Genomic DNA, 17,539 nt, shown 5'->3' with positions numbered 1-17,539 from the left:
CAACTGGTCAGGCGAACTCGGTCTGCTGGTCAGCGAACAGCGAGAGTTCGGCCGTTGAAGGCTCTTCCGCAGGGGGATACTGGCCTTGCAGAAGCTCTAAGCGAGTTGCTGCGGTCGGCGGTACGAACAGCGATCCAGGTAGCGCAGTCTTCTGCGCGCCGTATGTGATCGAATTGATCGCCTTTAGCGGAACGATGCCTGCTTCCTGAACCACGGGATCTGGCAGCGCGCCGCTGGGCGAAAGGTTGGGCTTGCCATCGGGAAGCCGCTTGCGATCGATATCGAGGGTGTCTGCGCCGGTGGGGCGGGGTTTGGCGTTGGCCATGATATGCATCTCCGTAGGTTGTACCGCATCCCGCGAATATGCGGACCAGTGCGGAGACACCGATCCGCACGTTCGCGGGACGACTCGTAATACCCTACGATTGATGGATGCTGAAATTTCGGAGGGCTAGACTCCGCTTCATCATTTCAGAAGCGCATCAAAGTCGTCGTCAATTTCAACTTCCAGTTCAGTACGTCGAGTCGACATTTGATCCTGCTGCCAACGCTTGACGTCGTTCAACAACCAAAATCGCCTCTTGTCGGTAAACTGGTAGCTGTGCGACCGCGGGAACTTGCCGGATTTCATAAATTCATACAGAGTCGTCTTTGACAGCCCAGTAATTTCCTGAACCCGTGTTAACGGCCAGAACTCAGCGTGCGCGACGGTTCTCGCTTCGACAATCATGCTACCGCTGCAACCGACCGCTCGGCCAAGCGCTGAAAAAAACCGGTGTGGACGGCCTCCCACCTGCCAGCCTTCATCATTTCGCGGACGACTGCCCCAAGGGCCGGCGTGTAGTCAGTATCAGCCATTCGCTTGATGAGTGCATCAGCCATTTGGCGGCCAGTCGCGCAATCGGCGCCGTAGTCGCCAGTTTCAGCCATCTGTGCATAGCCGAGGATCTCGTCACTCGAGATGGCATTTCCGTTGATTTCGTTGGTCATGGACTTGGCTCCTGCTGAGATGCGCCCGGGCCAAACTGCCGATTGGTGGCCGGACAACGACGGGCGGCAATATCGTGCAGCAGACACGACGAGTCATAGACTCCCCATCGTCGCCCGACCGTAGTGCACCGCTCAAAGCGGATACTGGAAAGGCGGTGCCTGCAGCTACGGATTACCGTCCGTATCGACTCCGTTTTCGAGCCGACTGCAAACAAATACTCGACTTAATTAACAGTCGTAAAGTTAGTTCTTCCTTACCGACGCAGTTACAACCAGTGCAGTTGATAATCAACTGTAAGTTGAAAGTCCAATAGCTCTCCGAAATTCTACGAGTCGGCAGATTCATGTTAATTTGCAGACTCCTTACGGAGTGACCGGCGACATGGATAACATACTATCCCTCAAGCAGCTTTCTGAAGTCATCGAACGCAACCCAACGGCGCTGACGGTCGTGGCGAACATGCCGCGCATCGAAATCGACGACGTGGCGTATGCGGTCTCGAGAATGGCAATCGATGCTGACGTCGCGCGTGACTTGGTTGCAACCAGTAGCGGTCGCCCCATAGGTGATATTCAGGGAGGTTTTCTGACCTCTCTTCAGGCCGCCATAGTCGCTGCGCGAACGATTGCTGCACATACCCCCCAGAGTATTGCCGGCGTTCTAATCGCCGCGGTCGTTCCAGGGTTCGGTAGCGAGACAGGAAGCGTTCAATGAGCGCCCGCCGCCAAGTCGACTCCGTACTCGTAATCCGCGCCAGAGACGAGGCGACCAAGGCTGTCACGGCGATCGGCAGCGCACTCGAGCAGTTGATCGGCACCCAGAAGCGTGTCGCCGCCGGCAGCGAAACTGCGGCGACCGGGATGCAGCAGATCCTCGGCGTGCTGGCATCGCTGGACAAGGCGTATTCGAAGACCGCGCAGGCAGGCGACGCGGGCGCGGAAGCCCTTGAGCGGCAAAACCGCGCCATCGCCGCCAGCAAGCAGCAGTATGCATCCCTGGAAGCCCAGCAGCGCGGCGCCGCGCGTGCGGCCGACCAGTTGCGTGTGGCACTGGTCGATGCGCTGCTGACGAACGGTAACGCCGACGTCCTCCGTGCGCAGATCGCTGAAGTCACCGGCGAAATGAAGCGCCTGGAATCGGAAGCGGGCAAACTGCAGCGCACCATCGCCCAGCAGGAAGTCGGATACACCCGTGCAGCATCTGGCATGGCCGAACTCGAACGGCAGACCCGCCTGGCAGGTGCCGTCAGCACGTTCGCCAGCGGCGAGGCCAACGATTACGCTCGGTCGCTCGACAACCAGACGGCAGCCGCGCAGCGGAATGCCAGCGTCATGCGGAGCATCGCCCGCGTCACCGGCGCCGACCGCGGCGCTGCGGCCGACAACGGCGCCACGTTCGCCGCACTAGAGAAGCAGGCAGCGGCCACGGAAGCAGCAGCGAACGCAGAACGCGATCGCGCGCAGGCGGCTGAACTGACGAACAACGCTTTGCGTGCCCGCGGCCGGATCGAAGGCAACGGTGGCAGCGCGCCGAAGGCAGCCGACACCGCGTTCGCCCAGCAGTTGCGCGACGAGGAAACCGCCGCCACGGAAGCCGCACGTGCAGAGAAGGAACTGACGGCGGCGACGGCGAAGTTAAAAGCTGAACTGAATCCGCTCGGCGTTATTCAGGCGAACCTCAACACAGAACTGGCCGAAGCGAACCGGCTGTACAAAGCCGGGAAGATCAGCGCGACCGAACTGGCCGGTGCGACTGCGTTGCTGAACAACAGCGCTGACAAGGCACGCGCGACGCTCGCGAACAAGGGGAAGGACGGCAAGGCCCAATTGTTCGGGTTGAAACCATATGAAGTCCAGAACCTCGGGTACCAGGTGAACGACGTCGTTACGCAGCTGGCGTCCGGCACCTCACTGACGCAGACCTTGGCGCAGCAGGGCGGCCAGATCCTGCAGTTGTTCCCGCGCGTTGGTAGTTCGATTGTCGCAGCGCTGACCAACCCAGCGCTGATCGCATTCGTCGCCACCGTTGGCGCCGTCGTCCTCGCCCTGAAGAACGCCGGCGACGAAGCCGAACGCACGCGGAAGTTCATGGGGCTGCTGGCTGCATCGGCCGACGGCGCCACGTACGGCGCGAAGCAACTCAGCGAGGCGTCCGAAGCGCTCGACCACTACGGCCTGTCGGCCGCCGACGCGGTCACCGTGGTGCGCGGGTTCGTGAAGGACGGCGTCAATCCGACCCGCATCGTTGAGTTCGGCAAGGCCGCGCAGGATCTCGCCGACGTGCTGGGCATCAAGGTGGTCGATGCCGCGCAGCAGGTCAGCGACGCGTTCACCGGCGGATTCGACAGCGTCAAGAAGCTGGATGACGCGACGAACTTCCTAACGTCCGCCCAGCGCGACAACATCAAGTCCCTGTTCGAGCAGGGCAAGGCCGCCGAAGCGCGGAACGAGGCCCTGCGTATCTTCAGCGAGCAGCAGGAAGACGCTGCCAACAAGATGCGCGGCAGCTGGTCGGAGGCCGCACGGTCGCTGGGCGGCGCGTGGCAGGACTTCCTCAACGTGCTGTCGGACACCGCGCCGATAAAGGAAATCGCGAAGGAACTCGACGGTCTCGGTCGCATCGCGTCGCAGGCCATTCGCGCGATCGCCGGCGCGAAGTCCGCGGGCGACATCAGCGCGCAGATTGCACGCGCGAACACGGACATCGTCACGTCGCGGTAGGGCCGGGAGCAGCGTCGCGCTGGTCGCCTGCATACACGACCAAGGTGGCAGGCGATGACCGACGTGGGTCCATGACGCTGCTGCCGGGTCAGCAGACGGCACCGCTGACGATCCAATGAGAGGAATTCGTTTGCGAGTAGAAATGCGTTCCAACTTTCAGTTGCATTGATTGTGCACGTCACATATAGCTGGACGATCGCGAGAGTTACGACTGGCTACCGATATTGGACTCTAAGTTGGTGATGATCCATATGCTCTGACGTGGAAGCGAATCGCGCGTCCCGTTGGAGAATCGACATGACCCATCCTGCCGCCACCCCTTGGAGTTCCGTGCCGCCGACGGGCCCCATGCTTCGCCCACCCGAAGCCGCCGCCTATCTCGGGTTCAAATCGCGTCAGCAGCTACACCAGATGGTAAGAAGCGGAGAGGCACCGGCACCGATCCGGCTGCGCAAAGAAGGCAACGCCTGCGGCATTCCGCGTTCATGGCTTGACGCCATCATTGCGGCACGCGTTGCCGAGAGCGTTGCAGCATGACCCCGCAGGAGCAGGTTAAGAACCTGCAGACCAAGCGCGCCACGGCAAAGGGCACGCATGATGCCAATGCCCTAGCAATCTCTGCCGATGATGCAGCGCGACTGGTCAATGCGGAAGCCGACGTGCTGGGCCTACCCCGTCCCCACAAGCAGATGTCAGACGCTAAACGCGCTGAACTGATCGAAGCGCAGGCAGCCTGCGTCCGGATCATGGAGTTCGTCGACAAGCAGCTACCAAGTGCTCTGCAGGACGTCGAACATGCCCAAGCCGAGCGGCGGCGGGCGCAAGGCCAGCACGTCCGGTCGGAAGTGGTGCCGCCGTTGCTCACTGCCGCCCAGGAAGCCGGCGCGCTGTTTGGCCGAGCACTCGCGAGTCTCGCCGCTGCCGAGGACTACGCGCTTCGCCTGCACAGCCGCCAGGCCACGGCATACGTAGAAGGCAACGCGTCCAAGCTTTGCGCCGCCATGAGTACGACCGCGGGGCAAAATATCTTCTGTGACGCCGGCCCCGGACGGGGCGCGTGGGATTGGGCAGGCTACTCAGAAACTACTGCCCGGATCGAAGAAGTAATTCAGGAGATCGAGGCATGACCCAACCAATCAAAAGCGATGCGGTTACGCTGCTGGCGCTGGGCAGCCAGATGGGCCTGCAGGGCTTCGAAGGCACGCCCGCGAAGGCGGCAAGTGAACCGGATACGCAACCGACAGCGACCCCGAAACCTACGGCTGCGGCGAATAGCGATCATGCCGACGCCTCGACCGTCATGGCGCTTGCGAAGTCCGCACGCCTGCAGTGCGTTTCCGACGACGCAGGTGCGCAGTGAGGCCGCGCCGCATGGTCCCTTGGCCGCTGTGGCAGCAGCGTCGGATTGGAGAACTTCAAGCGGAAGGCATGCCGCCGGAAGTCGCCCAGTGCATCGGCAAGGCCGAAACGGTCAATCGGCAGCGCATTAGCCGCTGTATCGGCTGGCGAAGGGCTCGGGCGGCTGAGTTGGACTGCGTAGTCACCGGCGAGACGGTCAAGTTCGTGATCATCGGTGGCCTCGCGGGGCTAACTGCTGCGCAGCGAAAGCGCCTCTTTGCCCTGCCGAACCTGTCGGCGATGATAACGCCGTAAGGCTTCGTCGACCCTTAAAAACAGAAAGCCGGAGCGAGGATCAATCCGCTCCGGCTTCCCTGGATTCTGCGAATCCGTCCGACCACGGATACATAGCACAATTCAGGGCCAACACAAGGCTTTGTTGAATTATGGCTACCGTATTACAGAAGTTTTCTGAACAATCCGACGCATCTATTCTTGAAAGCGCGGCGGCATTTGCTGCAGCCGGATTCGGCCTACATTGGCTTCATAAAAAGCAAAAGCGTCCTATCGGTGATGACTGGTCGAAGCGACCCGTTGCAACGGTTGAACAACTGAGAACGACATACCGGACTGGTAACAACCTGGGCGTACGACTGGGTGAGTTCTCTCGAGTAGACGGCGGCTACCTCCATCTTATTGATTTGGATATCCGTAAACCTGCAGAGGGACACGCGGCGTGGGCAACTTTGAAGTCGCTGCTGCCCAATGTTCAATTCGAGATACTGCCGAGCGTCATTTCGGGCAGTGGAGGTGAGTCCCGGCATATCTACTTCGTCACTGATCAACCGTTTGCATCCAGGAAGCTAGCGAAAAGCCCCGGTTGGGAGATGGTGTTCGACCGAAGCGTCAAGCGCGACGTCAAAAAGCATCACTGGGAAATTGAGCTATTCGGCGGGCCGAAACAGGCAGTGATGCCGCCGTCTATTCACCCGGATACCGGACTACCTTATCGCTGAGAACGCGAGTTTGACTTCGACGGGTTTGAGGGTGCGCCACGCATCTCGGTTGCAGCGATTGAGCGCGCCGGTGCGATTGTTGCCGATCTCGACGACGATTACGCCGGGAACACCGATCGCTTGGGGCTAACGGTCGAAGAAGTTGAAGCAATCCTTGCGGCGCTCCCGCTTGATCCATGGTGCGAAGCTCGCGGAGGCGATCCAAGGGAGATTGGCTGGGTCAAGGTCGGGATGGCCTGCAAGCATGAACTTGGGGACGAGGGTTACGGCCCGTGGTGCGAGTTTTCTAAGCAGTCGTCTAAATACAAGGAACAAGATCAGCGCTCAAACTGGAAGTCTTTCAAAGGTAATACCCCAAGACCGTTTCGAATGGCCTCACTTCAGAAAGTCGTCCGTGACCTAAAAATGGTAGATGACCTTCCGGACCTCGATGACGACGCGTCCTTAGAAGCGAGCAATGACAACGACTTCGATGCGCTTCTCTATCAGAGCAACGCTGAAGACGACGCGGTGTTCACGACGGGCGAAGATGACGACGAGACGCCTGCAGCTGCAGTGGCGCGGCTGAACCAGAAGCACGCCGTCATATCTCATGGAGGTAAGACGCTGATTACCACTGAGAAGCGAAACGGCGAGGTCGTGTTCGCCACTTTCCACGATTTCAAGCTTCTGTACGAGAATGACCGGCGTCTTAAGTTGGGGGCGAAGGGCGGAGACAGTCCGGATCGTTATGAATCCGTGGCAGCATTATGGATGCGTCATCCATCCCGTCAGATGTATGAGAACGGGATCGTCTTCGCGCCAGGCGGAACGCCGGACGGTGCGTTGAACCTTTGGAAGGGCTGGGCGGTGGAGCCGGACTCGGCAGCGTCGTGCGAGCTCTTCCTCGACCACGTTCGTGAGGTCGTTTGCCGCGGAAATTCCGATCACGCGGCATATGTTTTCGGTTGGATGGCCCATCTGGTACAGAAGCCGGAAGAGAAGCCTGGCGTAGCGCTCATCCTTCGGGGCCTAAAGGGAACCGGCAAGGACACGATCGGTGAGTATCTGGCGGCCATGATAGGCAGGCGTCACGTGCCGACGGTAAGCGATCCGAGGCATATCACGGGCAACTTCAACCGGCATCTGGAGTCAGCGTTGCTCCTGCACGTGCAGGAGGGCATCTGGGCGGGCAGTCACCAAGCGGAAAGTCAGCTGAAATACCTCGTCACGAGCGAAATGGTGCAGATCGAACGCAAGGGCATCGACTCACTTTCTCTCGACAGCTTTATGCGAATCCTCATCACCTCCAACGCCGACTGGACCGTTCCAGCAAGCTTTGACGAGCGTCGATGGGCGGTTTTCGACGTAAGCGACAAGCACGCCGACGATCACGTCTATTTTGCGCCTCTACGAGCTGAACGGGAGAACGGTGGCCCGGCAGCACTGCTTGCATGGTTGCAGTCATATGACTTGACGAACTTCAACGTCCGCGCCGCCCCGCAGACTACCGGCCTTGTTGGCCAGAAGCTGGCGTCGCTTCGCGGCATGGAAAAATGGTGGCACGAGCTGCTTGGGGTCGGCGAGTTGGACTGCCGTAACGGCTACGGTGACGACTGGACGGCGGGCGGCATCACGGTTCTTCGCACCGCGCTTCGGGGAGAATATGCGAGTTGGATTAAAGAGCGGAAATTCGAAGGAGAACCGGTCGGCGAAAGGCGTTTCGGCGAATTACTGCGTAAGATGGTGCCCGGTTTGACCGATAAGCGTGGCACGCAAAACAGCCTTCGAGTGTACGAGTATCAGTTGCCGGATCTGCATGTATGCCGACAGCAGTTCGAGGGGTACATCCGCGGTCCGATCGATTGGACGGAGTAACCGCTGATTAGACGTAAACGCTCTTCTATTGGACGGGGAATATGGCCGATTTCCGCCGTTTTTATCTCTCCGTCCAATAGGTCTAATAGGTCCAATAGATATATCCCGCGTGTAGTTACGACCTCGATACAAGCCCATATTACCTCGATGCCGGATCGCAGAACATGAAGCGCCAGAACGACGTACTAGCGACTTACCCAATCGGACGTAGTGGACCTATTGGACGCGCCGCAGAAAACCGCCCTTTTTTGGCCGATTCCGATTGGACGCACGGCTTAGACGCATTGGACGGTTCGACTTTCCGCATATTGCCCAGAAGCTGGTTTGAAATAGGTCGGAAACAGGGACTCCGCGTCCCGCGCGGACGCCTACGGACGCTGGATAGTACCTTGAGCGGATTGCATGTGTCCGTCCACGTCCCTGGCCGTTCGGAAGCGTGGCACAGTAGGAAGGTCCAGCTGATGCCGGATCGGTGTCTACTGCCCCTGACACGTGGTCAGATGAGACGCGACGATCAACGGGTCGGGTGCAGTAGCCACCGGCTTGCGACTTCATTGCTTACGCCAAGGCACCAGCGGCTACTGCACCCCTGCTTCCCGTTCCAGCGCTGCAGAGTGCTGGGCGCCAGCATGGCCGGCAGTGGATCGGGCTGTACGGAACGCGTCGTGCAGCGAGAAGGCTACACGTCGGTCAGCGTGCCGGTCCCGCGCGGCGTCCTGATGCAAGCTATCGTGGAAGCGAGTTCGTGTCGTAGCGGTCTGGGCTTGGCGCTTTAAGGCACGTCTCGGGGCCACTGGTTTCTGGTTCACAAGGAGAGCATATTTGTCGCTCAACGCTGAGTCGGCGGGGTTCGCCATGTATCGCAACCAGAAACAATGGTCGAAGATCCGGGAGCGTATATCGAACGGCGCCTCCTTACGCGGCCTTTCGCGCGAACTGGGTATCGGCCGCAGCGTGCTGCGCAAGATGGTTGATGTACCGCGCCCTCCGCCATTCGGGCGTACCAGCGTGCAGTTGTCGAAGCTGGAGCCTTACAAATCAACCGTCCGGCAGATGCTTGTGGAGGCTGTTACGGGCGGAATCGATCGTCTGCCGTCAGCAAGAGGGATACATCGCTACCTTGTGGAGGCAGAAGGCTTCGCGGGCGGCTACACGATCGTAAAAGAATATGTCCGGCAGATCGCGATCGAACGACCAGACATTGGAGCAGCGGCCGTCCGCGGGCGTATGCGGGGCCAGGCAGCCCTAGAGCACCCGAAAGAGCAAATACCGCACCGCCCGCGGCTGGGTGATGTTCGCCGAGGCAACGATCGGGAATGGCTTCGGGCGGCAGTCCAGAAAGACGACTCGGAACAGACGCGTTGTCGCGACGTAGGAGGCGACGACGATACGAGCCTAATTAGAAGCCGCCTCTATGACGGCAGGCTTTCTGATCGAAACCGTGCTGTAGTGATTTTATCACGGAGAGCCGGAATTTGCGCGCGGACCGCCATGGCCTTCCTCGGAATTTCCAAGGGCACCTACTATAGCTATGTCAGGCTGTACCGGGAGGGTGGCGTTTCCGCGCTGTTTGCGCGAAAAATCATGCCGCACCGCAAGTTCGACGACGAGCACATCAAGCAGGCTGTCTTTCGTACGCTGCATGAACCTCCGACTAAGTACGGGATCAATCGCACCTCTTGGATTATGCCGGATTTGTCGCGTGTGCTGGGTGACTCCGGCTTTGCGGCGGGCCGAGATGTTATTCGGCGAATCACGCGAGCCGCCGGATACAAATGGCGAAAAGCTCGCATCCAGCTAACCTCTCAAGACCCAGCCTACCGTGAAAAACTCGCTGCGGTGCAGGCGATCTTATCCAACCTCTCGGCGGACGAAGCCTTCTTCTCCATCGATGAGTTCGGGCCCTTCGCCGTAACAATGAGACAGGGGCTCAAGCTCGACGCTCCGGGCCCCCGGCGCGTCGTCCCGCAGTGGCAGAAGTCGAAAGGATGCATGATCATGACGGCGGCGCTCGAACTCAGCGGCAATCAGATCACGCACTTCTATAGCGACAGGAAGAACACGACAGAGATGATCCGGATGATGGACGTGTTGGTAGAGCAGTACGCTGATCGCCGAACCATTTACCTGTCATGGGACGCGGCGTCATGGCACGTGGCGAAGAAGCTCATGAAGCGGATCGAGGAGCACAATGCCACCGCCGAGGCGTCCGGCAGGCCTCGCGTCGCGACCGCCCCTTTACCAGCCGGTGCGCAGTTCCTGAACGTCATCGAGTCAGTCTTTAGCGGCATGGCACGGGCGGTGATCCACAACAGCGACTATGCCTCTGCCGATGCCGCACGGGCTGCGATCGACTGTTATTTCAAAGACCGCAACCAGCAGTTCCGCGAAAACCCGAAACGGGCTGGTAACCGCATCTGGGGCGAGGAGCGCGTCGTACCGACGTTCTCCGACAGCAACAATTGCAAGGATCCGCGCTGGCGTTGAAACTGGCGGACGGTCAGGGCTACCCCGTCATTCGCTAGGCGGAGGGCTGATGCAAGCGATAGTCGGGGCTATGTTCGTCAGCTAGCGTCGCCTCGACCCCAAACTTCAGCGCGTTAATCGGTCCAACTCGTTGCCGTTCAACTGCGATCGACGATCATCCGTTCACAATACGCGCAGCGCGAATTGAGAATTTCGCATTTTCGCGATCGTCAACTGGCGAAAATTGATGTTTACGTTGCGTTCCATGCAGAACGGCGGATTTCCGGGGAGAAATTATTTTCGTTCCCGTCTCGTTCCCTTGCACATCCCTAATCCCGCTGAAGTCCACGCGTCGCGGCGGTAGTGTTCGACCAACCTGTACGCGAACGCGACGAACCGAGGGGATACCCGCTTGGTAACCCTCTTGCGTCTCTTTCAAGCATCGGTACACATGATGGGGTTGTGTCCGGAGACGGACCCAATCACTGGTAGCTCCAAACTGCTGGTGCAGCATTGATTGCCCTCTAGGGTTCTCCAACGATCTGGGGTCCACACCCGACCGTTCCTCCAGGGGCAATCAATGCTGATCGCTAGCCTATAAGCGATCTCTGACGGTCGCAACGACTGTTTTGCCATATTGGCAGGGTGCCGCATCGGTTCGACCCATTTTTGAATCAGCCGGCCACGTACTTCCCCCACTCGTCCGCCAGCGTGCGTCGCTTGAGGAGGACATCGCCGCGCCCGTAAGGCCCCTCAACCCCGCCGCCATTATGATCGCGCGTGACCGTCCAGGAGTGCACGCGCGATCATGATCATAGAGCCGTCGGTCGCATCAGTGCTTTGTCCGGCTCGCGTCTGCTACCGCGTTAAGACAGTCGGCTAAAATCTCCCATTTGCGGTACTGTTCTCGTTCCCCCGGCGGCGTCTTCTGCATACCGAACGCTACAATCTCACAAGCTCCCGCCTGCCCATGGCCGACCATCAACGCGAATGCCTGTTCCCACGCATCCTGCATCATGCGGACAACCAATCGGACTCGGCGTCGTCAACCGCGGCAAACATGTCGCCTTCTGCCTGCATGGCGCTGAGATGCTTCCGCACGGCTTCCGGATCTCCGGTGCGGGGGAAGCGGCGATCAGCGACAGCGCCGGCAGCCAGTTGGCCGACAAGATCGCTTCGGTCCTTCTGGGTCAAAATCCACTGGCCGAACGCCGGTTTCGGCTCATCGTGATCGGTCATTCTTGCGTCCTTCGAATCGGAGGCCTGCCAATCGCACCAGATTGATGTTCTTGCAATGTTCTTGCGAATCAATCGGGATCAGGCCTAGCTAGGGACACGCCACGACCGGCGACTCGATACTGACGGAGCAACGAAATGCAGCACGATCTGCGGCTGAGAGCGGCTGCCCGCGTGATATACGACAACGTCTATCCATCTATTGATGCGGTGCAATTCAGCTTCGACGATGCCGCGCGGTTCGGGACCGTAGAGTACCGCCAAGCCGTGGGTGCGGCCCAGGATGCCCGGTCGGTGCTGGCCGCCCAGCATGATCAGCTCCTCTTCACGGCAATCCTTTAGACCGTGTCTGCGACAAATCGAGATCGCCCGGTCGTCGTCCCGCTGAACCGCCCTAACGATGCGCTACGGCTTCACGATGTCCCGTTCGAACTGGTGCCGTGCGAGGTGCCTTTCTTCATCGTCCATACGCAGGCCGGGTTTCCCTCGCCGGCGCAGGACGACATGCAGGAACCGATCGATCTGGGGGCCTGGCTCGTCGAGCATCCAGCCGCGAGCTACATCATGCGCGTCGATGGCCGATCAATGTCTGGCGCCGGGATCAACGATGGCGATCTGATCGTCGTCAACCGTGCCAAGAAGCCGAAGACCGGCGCAATAGTCGTGGCTCTAGTGCATGGCGATCGGACGTTGAAGCGGCTGCGCTATATCGATGGCCGACACTGGCTCGTCCCCGAGGCCGAAGGGTTTTCGGACATCCTCGTGGACGAACATGTCGAGATCTGGGGCACGGTCGTCGGCGTCGCGCGCAAGATGGCATGAGCACGCCGATCGCCCTGATCGACTGCAACAACTACTATGTCTCCTGCGAGCGCGCCTTCGACGCCAGCTTGGTCGGCGTGCCGGTCATCGTCCTGTCGAACAACGACGGATGCGCGATCGCCCGATCGGCGGAGGCGAAGGCGCTCGGAATCAAGATGGGCGATCCGATCCATCACCTGCGCGACAAGGTGAGGCAGCACGGCATCCAGGTCCGGTCGTCGAACTATGCGCTGTACGGCGACATGCAGCGCCGCGTGATTGCTGCCTGTGAGGCTTTCGCCCGCGACTTCGAGATCTACTCGATCGACGAGACATTTCTCGATCTGGCGGGGTTTGAGGGCCGCGATCTCGTCGCCCACGCCAACGCAATGCGAGCGCAGGTCCAGCTATGGACGACGATACCCACGTGCGTCGGTATCGCGGAGACCAAGACGCTGGCGAAGCTGGCGAACGCGGCAGCCAAGAAGAACCCGGAGTTCGGCGGGGTGGCCGATCTTCGTGACGACGATGTGCGGCGCGATGTGATGCACGCCTTCGCGGTAGGTGACGTTTGGGGCGTTGGCAGCGCCACCGCACGCAAGCTGACTGATCTTGGTATTCATACAGCCGGCGCGTTGCGTGAGATGCCGATGAAGCAGGCCCGCGCCGTCGGGACCGTCGTGCTTGAGAGGCTAGTTGCAGAGCTACGTGGTGTCCCGTCTAACGCCGTTGAATCGGTCGAGCCGCGGCGCAAGGGCATGGCGGTCACCCGGTCGTTCGGGACGCCGATCTGTGACTTTGAGCGGATGATGGGCGCGCTGTCGCAATACGCGCTGCGGGCTGGCGAGAAGCTGCGATCACACGGGTTGGTCGCGGCCCGACTGACTGCGTTCTTCCACACGAACAAGCATAAACCCGACCGGCCCCAGTACGGCGCATCGCGCATGGTGACGCTGCATCCGATGACGAACGACAGCCTCGAGCTGATCGCGGCGGCCAGGCGCGGCGCTGAGAAGGCATGGCGCGACGGCTACGCCTACACGAAGGCCGGCATCATGCTCGACGACCTGCTTCCGCAGGACGAGCGACCGCGCACGCTGTTCGAAGCCGACACGGCCAGGCGCGACCGGCTTATGGGCGCGCTCGACGCGATCAACGGGAAGTTCGGCACGTGGACGGCCGTGACGGCGTCGCAGGGGTTCAAGCGCGAATGGAAGATGCGGTCGGAGATGCGCTCGCCGGCGTGGACGACTGACATTCGACAGGTGCCGACGGTTCGGGCCTAGTCGCACTCCCTTCAAGCGCACGTGCACGACATTGGTGGATCAATGGCGCGAACAGCGATACGCTTCACCGCAGTGGTCCGGGGGCGGGCGCCAACGAGGGTGGGCTATGAAGAAACTCGCATCGCTAATGGGCCGATCGTTTCTCCTCGTCGCGGTAATCTACTTCGTCACCGTGACTACATCAGCGATCATTTTCGAGATTGCCGAGGGTAAGTATGACGCGGTCGACTCATTCTGGTGGGCGTTCACCACCGCAACAACCACGGGCTATGGCGACATCTACCCCGTCACGAAGACCGGTCGGGCCGTAGCGCTCTTTCTCATGCACTTCGGTCCAGGTTTCGCCTTCCCCATGATGACGGCGATCATGTCGGCCAAGCTGATCGTAGACAGTGACGCATTCACTCACGGTGAGCAGGAGCAGCTGAAGGAAGACATTGCGGCGATACGGGGAATGATAACTTCCACCAAAGACGGTAGCTTTGCCGCTGCAGCCCGACTTGAGGCCGACATGAGGCGCTACTTGCACGATGAGGAGCCGACCCGCCGAGCCCAATGCCTGGATGAGTTCCGGCAGCGGCTGGCCCTGACACCCTGGGCGGAAGATGAGCGACATTCAGACGGCGATAGAGGAGACGAATTTTCCGAAGGCAGATGACGAGATAACGGGACCTGGACGACGAAACACGGCGTTAAAGTACAAAACTGAGAAATGAGATCGCATGCCCCACGCCAGCAATATCGTTTACTGCGACGGACCCGACAGCCCCCACGCGTTCGATGTCGTGCCGCTTCAGCCACGCAATGGCAGCCTTGATGCGATGTGTCCGGTCTGCAAAGGCCGCGGGCAGTGGAATACCGAGATCGATCTCGTCAGCTTCCGATGCAAGCGAACGGCATGCGATCGGTGCCACGGTGCTGGCTGGGTGGAAACCGGAACCGATCCGATCGGCCTGCCTGACATCGAAGTTTCGCCGGGAGGGTATCCCCGTTGGACGATCCGCTTCGAAGCCAGCGACACGGAGGTGAAGGTCGACCCGGCCAAACCTGGTCTGGCTAAAACTTAGGCCGGACCAAGCTGACCATGCTCAGATCAACCGAGGCGTCGGCGTGCGTGTCGGAAACACCGGCCCGCGTACTGTCATCTGGTCGGCCGGATATGGTCGCTGCAACGACAGAACGTCGTCATAGCTGCCGGTCAGCCACCGCTCGTGATCGTCCGGATGCAGGACCGTGATCATTGCCTTGGGGTGGATTGGCGCGACCAGCTCATTCGGATCGCACGTCAGCATCGCAAACCATCGCTTCGCGCCCAACTGCTGCCAGACACCGGCTACAGCGAATACGCTCTGATCAGACACGCCGAACCACATTTCGCCCTTGATCGGGCGCCCTTCTCCCACCTTAAAGCTCTCAGGCGTCCACTCGCAAAACTCCGTCAGCGGGATTAGGCATCGACCTTCGGGCTTCTCAAGCCGCGGCCGCCAACGTTTCAGGTCGCGGACATTCGTGATTGGATAGGCTGCGCCATTGCCAAGCAGGTCCCAGCTCATGACATCGAGACTGTTAGCCTTGCCGTCCCGCCGGATCACATAAGCTCGGCTGCGCGGGACCAGCTCGACGGGATTGAAACGGTTGTCCATCGGCTTCTGAACAAGCCATTCCGCACCAAACCTTTCGGTGATGGTCTCCGGCTCGCCGTCGAACCTTGCTCGGTTACACATAATCTAAGCTCGCTTCATTCCGTGTCTGCCTCAGCATCGCCAGCGCCAGGCGAAATGCCTCGCGCCGCTAAAGCCTCGCGCAACTGACGCTGTATGGTCGAACCATTGAGATGGCCATGAACGCCATCATACCCCTCGGCATGCAACCGCCGCCGAATCTCAACGACTGAGTGACATGCTCCCGTCCGCGCCAACTGAAACGCCCGCTCGACTGTGCTAGCGCTCGCCTCGTTGCTCACGGCGTAATGATTCCGGAATGGCCGCTGGCATTACGCTCCGGCTCAAGTGATCGCCCGGCCGCAGACGTCTGACCATCGACGTAGATCTCCCACATGATTAAACCGTCTGCGTCCGTCACCGATACGTTCCAAGGCCGGGAGCCCCAGAATACTTCGGGCGCGTCCTGCATCATCTGGCCGCAGGTCCGGATTGCCTCTCGACGCGCCTCCTTGAACCCCGGAAACTCCATCCCCTCATCATCGGTCGTTCGTACGTCGGTTTCGGTATGAAAATAGAAACGGGGCACGGCAATTCTCCTGTTCATCGCCAACGCAGCCGTGGTGATCTTAGTACCGTCAAGTTGTGAGACATTGTACTGCCGCAGATCAGCACGTGTCAGAACCATCTCTACCTTCGCTCCGGTTATGATTGCCGCGAAAGGCCAAATGAGTTCACTCCGACGGTAGCTGGCGTCGGGAAAGTATATCTGCGACGCGGACGGAGAATGCATGAAGCGCCGGGACGACTCCGGGAGCGGCTAACAGACGCGGTTGCGAATCCAGCGCACATAGCGTGCCGTAGAACGAGCCGTCTGGCAGAATTATTGGGACTGACGCATAACTTCGGAAACCATAAAGCGACGGTGCAGGATGGGTGTTCCACTGAGATTCGCTCGACGCATCGCCGATTACGACGGCGTTCCCCGACTCCCGTATATCGTTACAGATGGTCGTTGAGACACGCAGCTCATCGCCTGGCGACATCCCGAAGTCGATCTGGTCCAATATATGGCATGCGATCCAGCGCGTATCCGCAATCTGGGCAACCGCGACAAAGCCCATGCCAGTCAGAGATGCCACTTCAACAAGAACACGCCGGATAGCCTCATCGTCGCCATCACGAGCGACGTCCGACCCACGTTCATCAACCATAAGCTGTCCCCTGCCGTCTCTCTAGCGCAGCAAGGCAGCTCTGACGAATCCCCCCCCCCCCCCCCTCGGACAGTGGGACCGTTTTTTGCCCTAGCGAAAACGGCGTATGTGCTGCTTTACCGATTGGGGGGCGTTCGGGTCGGGCGTGATGGCTTCGATTTTGTCGAGCTGCGCGATGAGATCAGCGAATCCGTTGTCGTCATCATCGTCGGCGTCGACGGAGAACAGTCGATGGAAACCCGTACCGAGGACATCGAGATCGCGCTGGGTCAGCAGGCCCACTGCGACAATACGGTCTTTCGTCAACACTCGTCTCCCGGCGTGGATAAGGGCAACGGGTGGACGGCAAATAAGTGCCTCGACGAACGCCTTACCAAATGCTTCGCGCGCGGCTGCGCCACCGCGCAGGACGTAGCCTTAGCGTCGGTTGGTCGGCATGCCGGGGCAGACGGCCCCGAATAGCGAAGCGGAGTGGAACGGCCCGCCCGCCGAACGGTTCGAGACCGATGTTTTTGGTACAGCGTGAGTTTTCTTTTTCCGAACCTGATCACCTAACCCGCATTCATCTCTTGCTCGCCCTCCAGGATATTGGGTTTGATGTTACCGAGACGGGACTAACTCTGAGCTTGGTAACCCCGAGCAGGGATGCGAACTCCAGAACTTGTTGGTGCGGTAGGTGACTTGACCGGAAGGTTAGCACGACGCAATTTTGCCCGGCCCGGTCCTCGGGCAGGAGAATGCCAGATGCGTAAACTGCTGTTCGCTGCCGCTTCGCTGTCGTTGCTCGTCGGGGCGCCCTCGATGGCTGCGCCGTGCAAGGACGCCAAGGGCCGCTTCACGAAGTGTCCGAAGGCGCCGACGAAGACGGTCCGGTGCAAGAGCGCGAATGGCAAGTTCGCGAAATGTGGCACGGCTGGTGCCAAGCCAGTCTGAGGTGAGACGAGCGCGGGCGA

General features: G+C 60.0%; 24 protein-coding genes. 16 read left to right on the top strand and 8 right to left on the bottom strand.

From position 1 onward, the window contains the following. Positions 1 to 7: 7 nt before the first annotated feature. The 3 genes from U1737_RS17175 to U1737_RS17165 form a co-directional block, all read right to left on the bottom strand. Positions 8 to 325, bottom strand: a complete 318-nt coding sequence (locus U1737_RS17175) for a hypothetical protein (RefSeq protein ID WP_332797619.1) — start codon at positions 323 to 325, stop codon at positions 8 to 10. A gap of 141 nt (positions 326 to 466) precedes the next feature. Beyond that, positions 467 to 730: a helix-turn-helix transcriptional regulator gene (locus U1737_RS17170; protein ID WP_332797618.1), complete on the bottom strand. Its 264-nt coding sequence runs from the start codon at positions 728 to 730 to the stop codon at positions 467 to 469. Beyond that, positions 727 to 990 carry a hypothetical protein gene (locus U1737_RS17165; protein WP_332797617.1) on the bottom strand — a complete coding sequence of 88 codons (264 nt, stop codon included), beginning with the start codon at positions 988 to 990 and terminating at the stop codon, positions 727 to 729. Before U1737_RS17165 ends, U1737_RS17170 begins: the two co-directional genes overlap by 4 nt. Positions 991 to 1,372: 382 nt before the next feature. On the opposite strand from U1737_RS17165, the gene U1737_RS17160 reads away from it, so the two are divergent. The 9 genes from U1737_RS17160 (at position 1,373) to U1737_RS17120 (ending at position 10,409) form a co-directional block, all read left to right on the top strand. After that, entirely contained in the window at positions 1,373 to 1,705 is a 333-nt protein-coding gene (locus tag U1737_RS17160; RefSeq protein ID WP_332797616.1) for a hypothetical protein, read from the top strand. Then, positions 1,702 to 3,711: a phage tail length tape measure family protein gene (locus U1737_RS17155; protein WP_332797615.1), complete on the top strand. Its 2,010-nt coding sequence runs from the start codon at positions 1,702 to 1,704 to the stop codon at positions 3,709 to 3,711. The genes U1737_RS17160 and U1737_RS17155 overlap by 4 nt, the downstream gene beginning before the upstream one ends. Positions 3,712 to 4,008: 297 nt before the next feature. Continuing rightward, positions 4,009 to 4,248 (top strand): helix-turn-helix transcriptional regulator, encoded by a 240-nt coding sequence (locus U1737_RS17150; RefSeq protein WP_332797614.1) that lies wholly within the window; start codon positions 4,009 to 4,011, stop codon positions 4,246 to 4,248. Continuing rightward, a complete protein-coding gene (locus U1737_RS17145) occupies positions 4,245 to 4,838 on the top strand; it encodes a hypothetical protein (protein WP_332797613.1) in 594 nt (197 codons plus the stop codon). Before U1737_RS17150 ends, U1737_RS17145 begins: the two co-directional genes overlap by 4 nt. Beyond that, positions 4,835 to 5,071 (top strand): hypothetical protein, encoded by a 237-nt coding sequence (locus U1737_RS17140; protein ID WP_332797612.1) that lies wholly within the window; start codon positions 4,835 to 4,837, stop codon positions 5,069 to 5,071. The genes U1737_RS17145 and U1737_RS17140 overlap by 4 nt, the downstream gene beginning before the upstream one ends. 68 nt (positions 5,072 to 5,139) lie before the next feature. Further along, a complete protein-coding gene (locus tag U1737_RS17135; RefSeq protein ID WP_332797611.1) occupies positions 5,140 to 5,364 on the top strand; it encodes a hypothetical protein in 225 nt (74 codons plus the stop codon). A gap of 131 nt (positions 5,365 to 5,495) precedes the next feature. Continuing rightward, positions 5,496 to 6,065, top strand: coding sequence for a bifunctional DNA primase/polymerase (locus tag U1737_RS17130; protein ID WP_332797610.1), 570 nt, complete (start codon positions 5,496 to 5,498; stop codon positions 6,063 to 6,065). Between the two features lie 120 nt (positions 6,066 to 6,185). Continuing rightward, complete coding sequence (locus U1737_RS17125; RefSeq protein WP_332797609.1) at positions 6,186 to 7,922, top strand: DUF5906 domain-containing protein; 1,737 nt, start codon at positions 6,186 to 6,188, stop codon at positions 7,920 to 7,922. Positions 7,923 to 8,744: 822 nt separating this feature from the next. Then, positions 8,745 to 10,409 carry an IS630 family transposase gene (locus U1737_RS17120; RefSeq protein ID WP_332797608.1) on the top strand — a complete coding sequence of 555 codons (1,665 nt, stop codon included), beginning with the start codon at positions 8,745 to 8,747 and terminating at the stop codon, positions 10,407 to 10,409. A gap of 653 nt (positions 10,410 to 11,062) precedes the next feature. Here U1737_RS17120 and U1737_RS17115 read toward each other — a convergent pair. Continuing rightward, complete coding sequence (locus U1737_RS17115; RefSeq protein WP_332797607.1) at positions 11,063 to 11,188, bottom strand: hypothetical protein; 126 nt, start codon at positions 11,186 to 11,188, stop codon at positions 11,063 to 11,065. Between the two features lie 214 nt (positions 11,189 to 11,402). Beyond that, the gene (locus U1737_RS17110) at positions 11,403 to 11,627 is read right to left on the bottom strand and encodes a YozE family protein (RefSeq protein WP_332797606.1); all 225 of its coding nucleotides are present in this window, start codon (positions 11,625 to 11,627) and stop codon (positions 11,403 to 11,405) included. 135 nt (positions 11,628 to 11,762) lie between these two features. Here U1737_RS17110 and U1737_RS17105 point away from each other — a divergent pair, with 135 nt between their 5' ends. The 5 genes from U1737_RS17105 to U1737_RS17085 all read left to right on the top strand — a co-directional run bounded on the left by U1737_RS17105 (position 11,763) and on the right by U1737_RS17085 (position 14,778). After that, positions 11,763 to 11,966: a hypothetical protein gene (locus tag U1737_RS17105; RefSeq protein WP_332797605.1), complete on the top strand. Its 204-nt coding sequence runs from the start codon at positions 11,763 to 11,765 to the stop codon at positions 11,964 to 11,966. 3 nt (positions 11,967 to 11,969) lie between these two features. Then, positions 11,970 to 12,446, top strand: a complete 477-nt coding sequence (locus U1737_RS17100; protein WP_332797604.1) for a LexA family protein — start codon at positions 11,970 to 11,972, stop codon at positions 12,444 to 12,446. Continuing rightward, a complete protein-coding gene (locus U1737_RS17095; protein ID WP_332797603.1) occupies positions 12,443 to 13,711 on the top strand; it encodes a Y-family DNA polymerase in 1,269 nt (422 codons plus the stop codon). The genes U1737_RS17100 and U1737_RS17095 overlap by 4 nt, the downstream gene beginning before the upstream one ends. Before the next feature lie 106 nt (positions 13,712 to 13,817). After that, positions 13,818 to 14,369, top strand: a complete 552-nt coding sequence (locus tag U1737_RS17090; RefSeq protein WP_332797602.1) for an ion channel — start codon at positions 13,818 to 13,820, stop codon at positions 14,367 to 14,369. 64 nt (positions 14,370 to 14,433) lie between these two features. Then, on the top strand, positions 14,434 to 14,778 hold the full coding sequence (locus U1737_RS17085; protein ID WP_332797601.1) for a hypothetical protein: 345 nt from the start codon (positions 14,434 to 14,436) through the stop codon (positions 14,776 to 14,778). A 21-nt stretch (positions 14,779 to 14,799) separates the two neighbouring features. Here the strand turns inward: U1737_RS17085 and U1737_RS17080 are convergent, their stop codons facing one another. The 3 genes from U1737_RS17080 to U1737_RS20775 form a co-directional block, all read right to left on the bottom strand. Further along, a complete protein-coding gene (locus U1737_RS17080) occupies positions 14,800 to 15,435 on the bottom strand; it encodes an SOS response-associated peptidase family protein (protein ID WP_332797600.1) in 636 nt (211 codons plus the stop codon). Positions 15,436 to 15,670: 235 nt separating this feature from the next. Further along, complete coding sequence (locus U1737_RS17075; RefSeq protein WP_332797599.1) at positions 15,671 to 16,060, bottom strand: DUF6894 family protein; 390 nt, start codon at positions 16,058 to 16,060, stop codon at positions 15,671 to 15,673. Between the two features lie 46 nt (positions 16,061 to 16,106). Beyond that, complete coding sequence (locus U1737_RS20775; RefSeq protein WP_443027151.1) at positions 16,107 to 16,496, bottom strand: GAF domain-containing protein; 390 nt, start codon at positions 16,494 to 16,496, stop codon at positions 16,107 to 16,109. Between U1737_RS20775 and U1737_RS17070 the strand changes: the two genes are divergently transcribed. Then, a complete protein-coding gene (locus U1737_RS17070; RefSeq protein ID WP_332797598.1) occupies positions 16,443 to 17,048 on the top strand; it encodes a hypothetical protein in 606 nt (201 codons plus the stop codon). The genes U1737_RS20775 and U1737_RS17070 overlap by 54 nt on opposite strands. A gap of 282 nt (positions 17,049 to 17,330) precedes the next feature. Continuing rightward, positions 17,331 to 17,519, top strand: coding sequence for a hypothetical protein (locus tag U1737_RS17065; RefSeq protein WP_332797597.1), 189 nt, complete (start codon positions 17,331 to 17,333; stop codon positions 17,517 to 17,519). The last annotated feature ends 20 nt before the right edge of the window (positions 17,520 to 17,539 follow it).

Source organism: Sphingomonas fucosidasi, assembly GCF_036663855.1.
GTDB lineage: Bacteria > Pseudomonadota > Alphaproteobacteria > Sphingomonadales > Sphingomonadaceae > Sphingomonas > Sphingomonas faeni_B.
This window is presented reverse-complemented; position numbering and strand designations above follow the sequence as displayed.

What these genes read in the sequence shown, in the direction of transcription:
- U1737_RS17150 (WP_332797614.1), top strand. Translation starts at nt 4,009, where the DNA reads ATGACCCATCCTGCCGCCACCCCTTGGAGTTCCGTGCCGCCGACGGGC.
- U1737_RS17065 (WP_332797597.1), top strand. Translation starts at nt 17,331, where the DNA reads ATGCGTAAACTGCTGTTCGCTGCCGCTTCGCTGTCGTTGCTCGTCGGG.
- U1737_RS17095 (WP_332797603.1), top strand. Translation starts at nt 12,443, where the DNA reads ATGAGCACGCCGATCGCCCTGATCGACTGCAACAACTACTATGTCTCC.
- U1737_RS17110 (WP_332797606.1), bottom strand. Translation starts at nt 11,627, where the DNA reads ATGACCGATCACGATGAGCCGAAACCGGCGTTCGGCCAGTGGATTTTG.
- U1737_RS17085 (WP_332797601.1), top strand. Translation starts at nt 14,434, where the DNA reads ATGCCCCACGCCAGCAATATCGTTTACTGCGACGGACCCGACAGCCCC.
- U1737_RS17170 (WP_332797618.1), bottom strand. Translation starts at nt 730, where the DNA reads ATGATTGTCGAAGCGAGAACCGTCGCGCACGCTGAGTTCTGGCCGTTA.
- U1737_RS17155 (WP_332797615.1), top strand. Translation starts at nt 1,702, where the DNA reads ATGAGCGCCCGCCGCCAAGTCGACTCCGTACTCGTAATCCGCGCCAGA.
- U1737_RS17145 (WP_332797613.1), top strand. Translation starts at nt 4,245, where the DNA reads ATGACCCCGCAGGAGCAGGTTAAGAACCTGCAGACCAAGCGCGCCACG.
- U1737_RS17080 (WP_332797600.1), bottom strand. Translation starts at nt 15,435, where the DNA reads ATGTGTAACCGAGCAAGGTTCGACGGCGAGCCGGAGACCATCACCGAA.
- U1737_RS17175 (WP_332797619.1), bottom strand. Translation starts at nt 325, where the DNA reads ATGGCCAACGCCAAACCCCGCCCCACCGGCGCAGACACCCTCGATATC.
- U1737_RS17130 (WP_332797610.1), top strand. Translation starts at nt 5,496, where the DNA reads ATGGCTACCGTATTACAGAAGTTTTCTGAACAATCCGACGCATCTATT.
- U1737_RS17165 (WP_332797617.1), bottom strand. Translation starts at nt 990, where the DNA reads ATGACCAACGAAATCAACGGAAATGCCATCTCGAGTGACGAGATCCTC.
- U1737_RS17090 (WP_332797602.1), top strand. Translation starts at nt 13,818, where the DNA reads ATGAAGAAACTCGCATCGCTAATGGGCCGATCGTTTCTCCTCGTCGCG.
- U1737_RS17160 (WP_332797616.1), top strand. Translation starts at nt 1,373, where the DNA reads ATGGATAACATACTATCCCTCAAGCAGCTTTCTGAAGTCATCGAACGC.
- U1737_RS17105 (WP_332797605.1), top strand. Translation starts at nt 11,763, where the DNA reads ATGCAGCACGATCTGCGGCTGAGAGCGGCTGCCCGCGTGATATACGAC.
- U1737_RS17075 (WP_332797599.1), bottom strand. Translation starts at nt 16,060, where the DNA reads ATGGTTCTGACACGTGCTGATCTGCGGCAGTACAATGTCTCACAACTT.
- U1737_RS17140 (WP_332797612.1), top strand. Translation starts at nt 4,835, where the DNA reads ATGACCCAACCAATCAAAAGCGATGCGGTTACGCTGCTGGCGCTGGGC.
- U1737_RS17070 (WP_332797598.1), top strand. Translation starts at nt 16,443, where the DNA reads ATGGCATGCGATCCAGCGCGTATCCGCAATCTGGGCAACCGCGACAAA.
- U1737_RS17135 (WP_332797611.1), top strand. Translation starts at nt 5,140, where the DNA reads ATGCCGCCGGAAGTCGCCCAGTGCATCGGCAAGGCCGAAACGGTCAAT.
- U1737_RS20775 (WP_443027151.1), bottom strand. Translation starts at nt 16,496, where the DNA reads ATGGGCTTTGTCGCGGTTGCCCAGATTGCGGATACGCGCTGGATCGCA.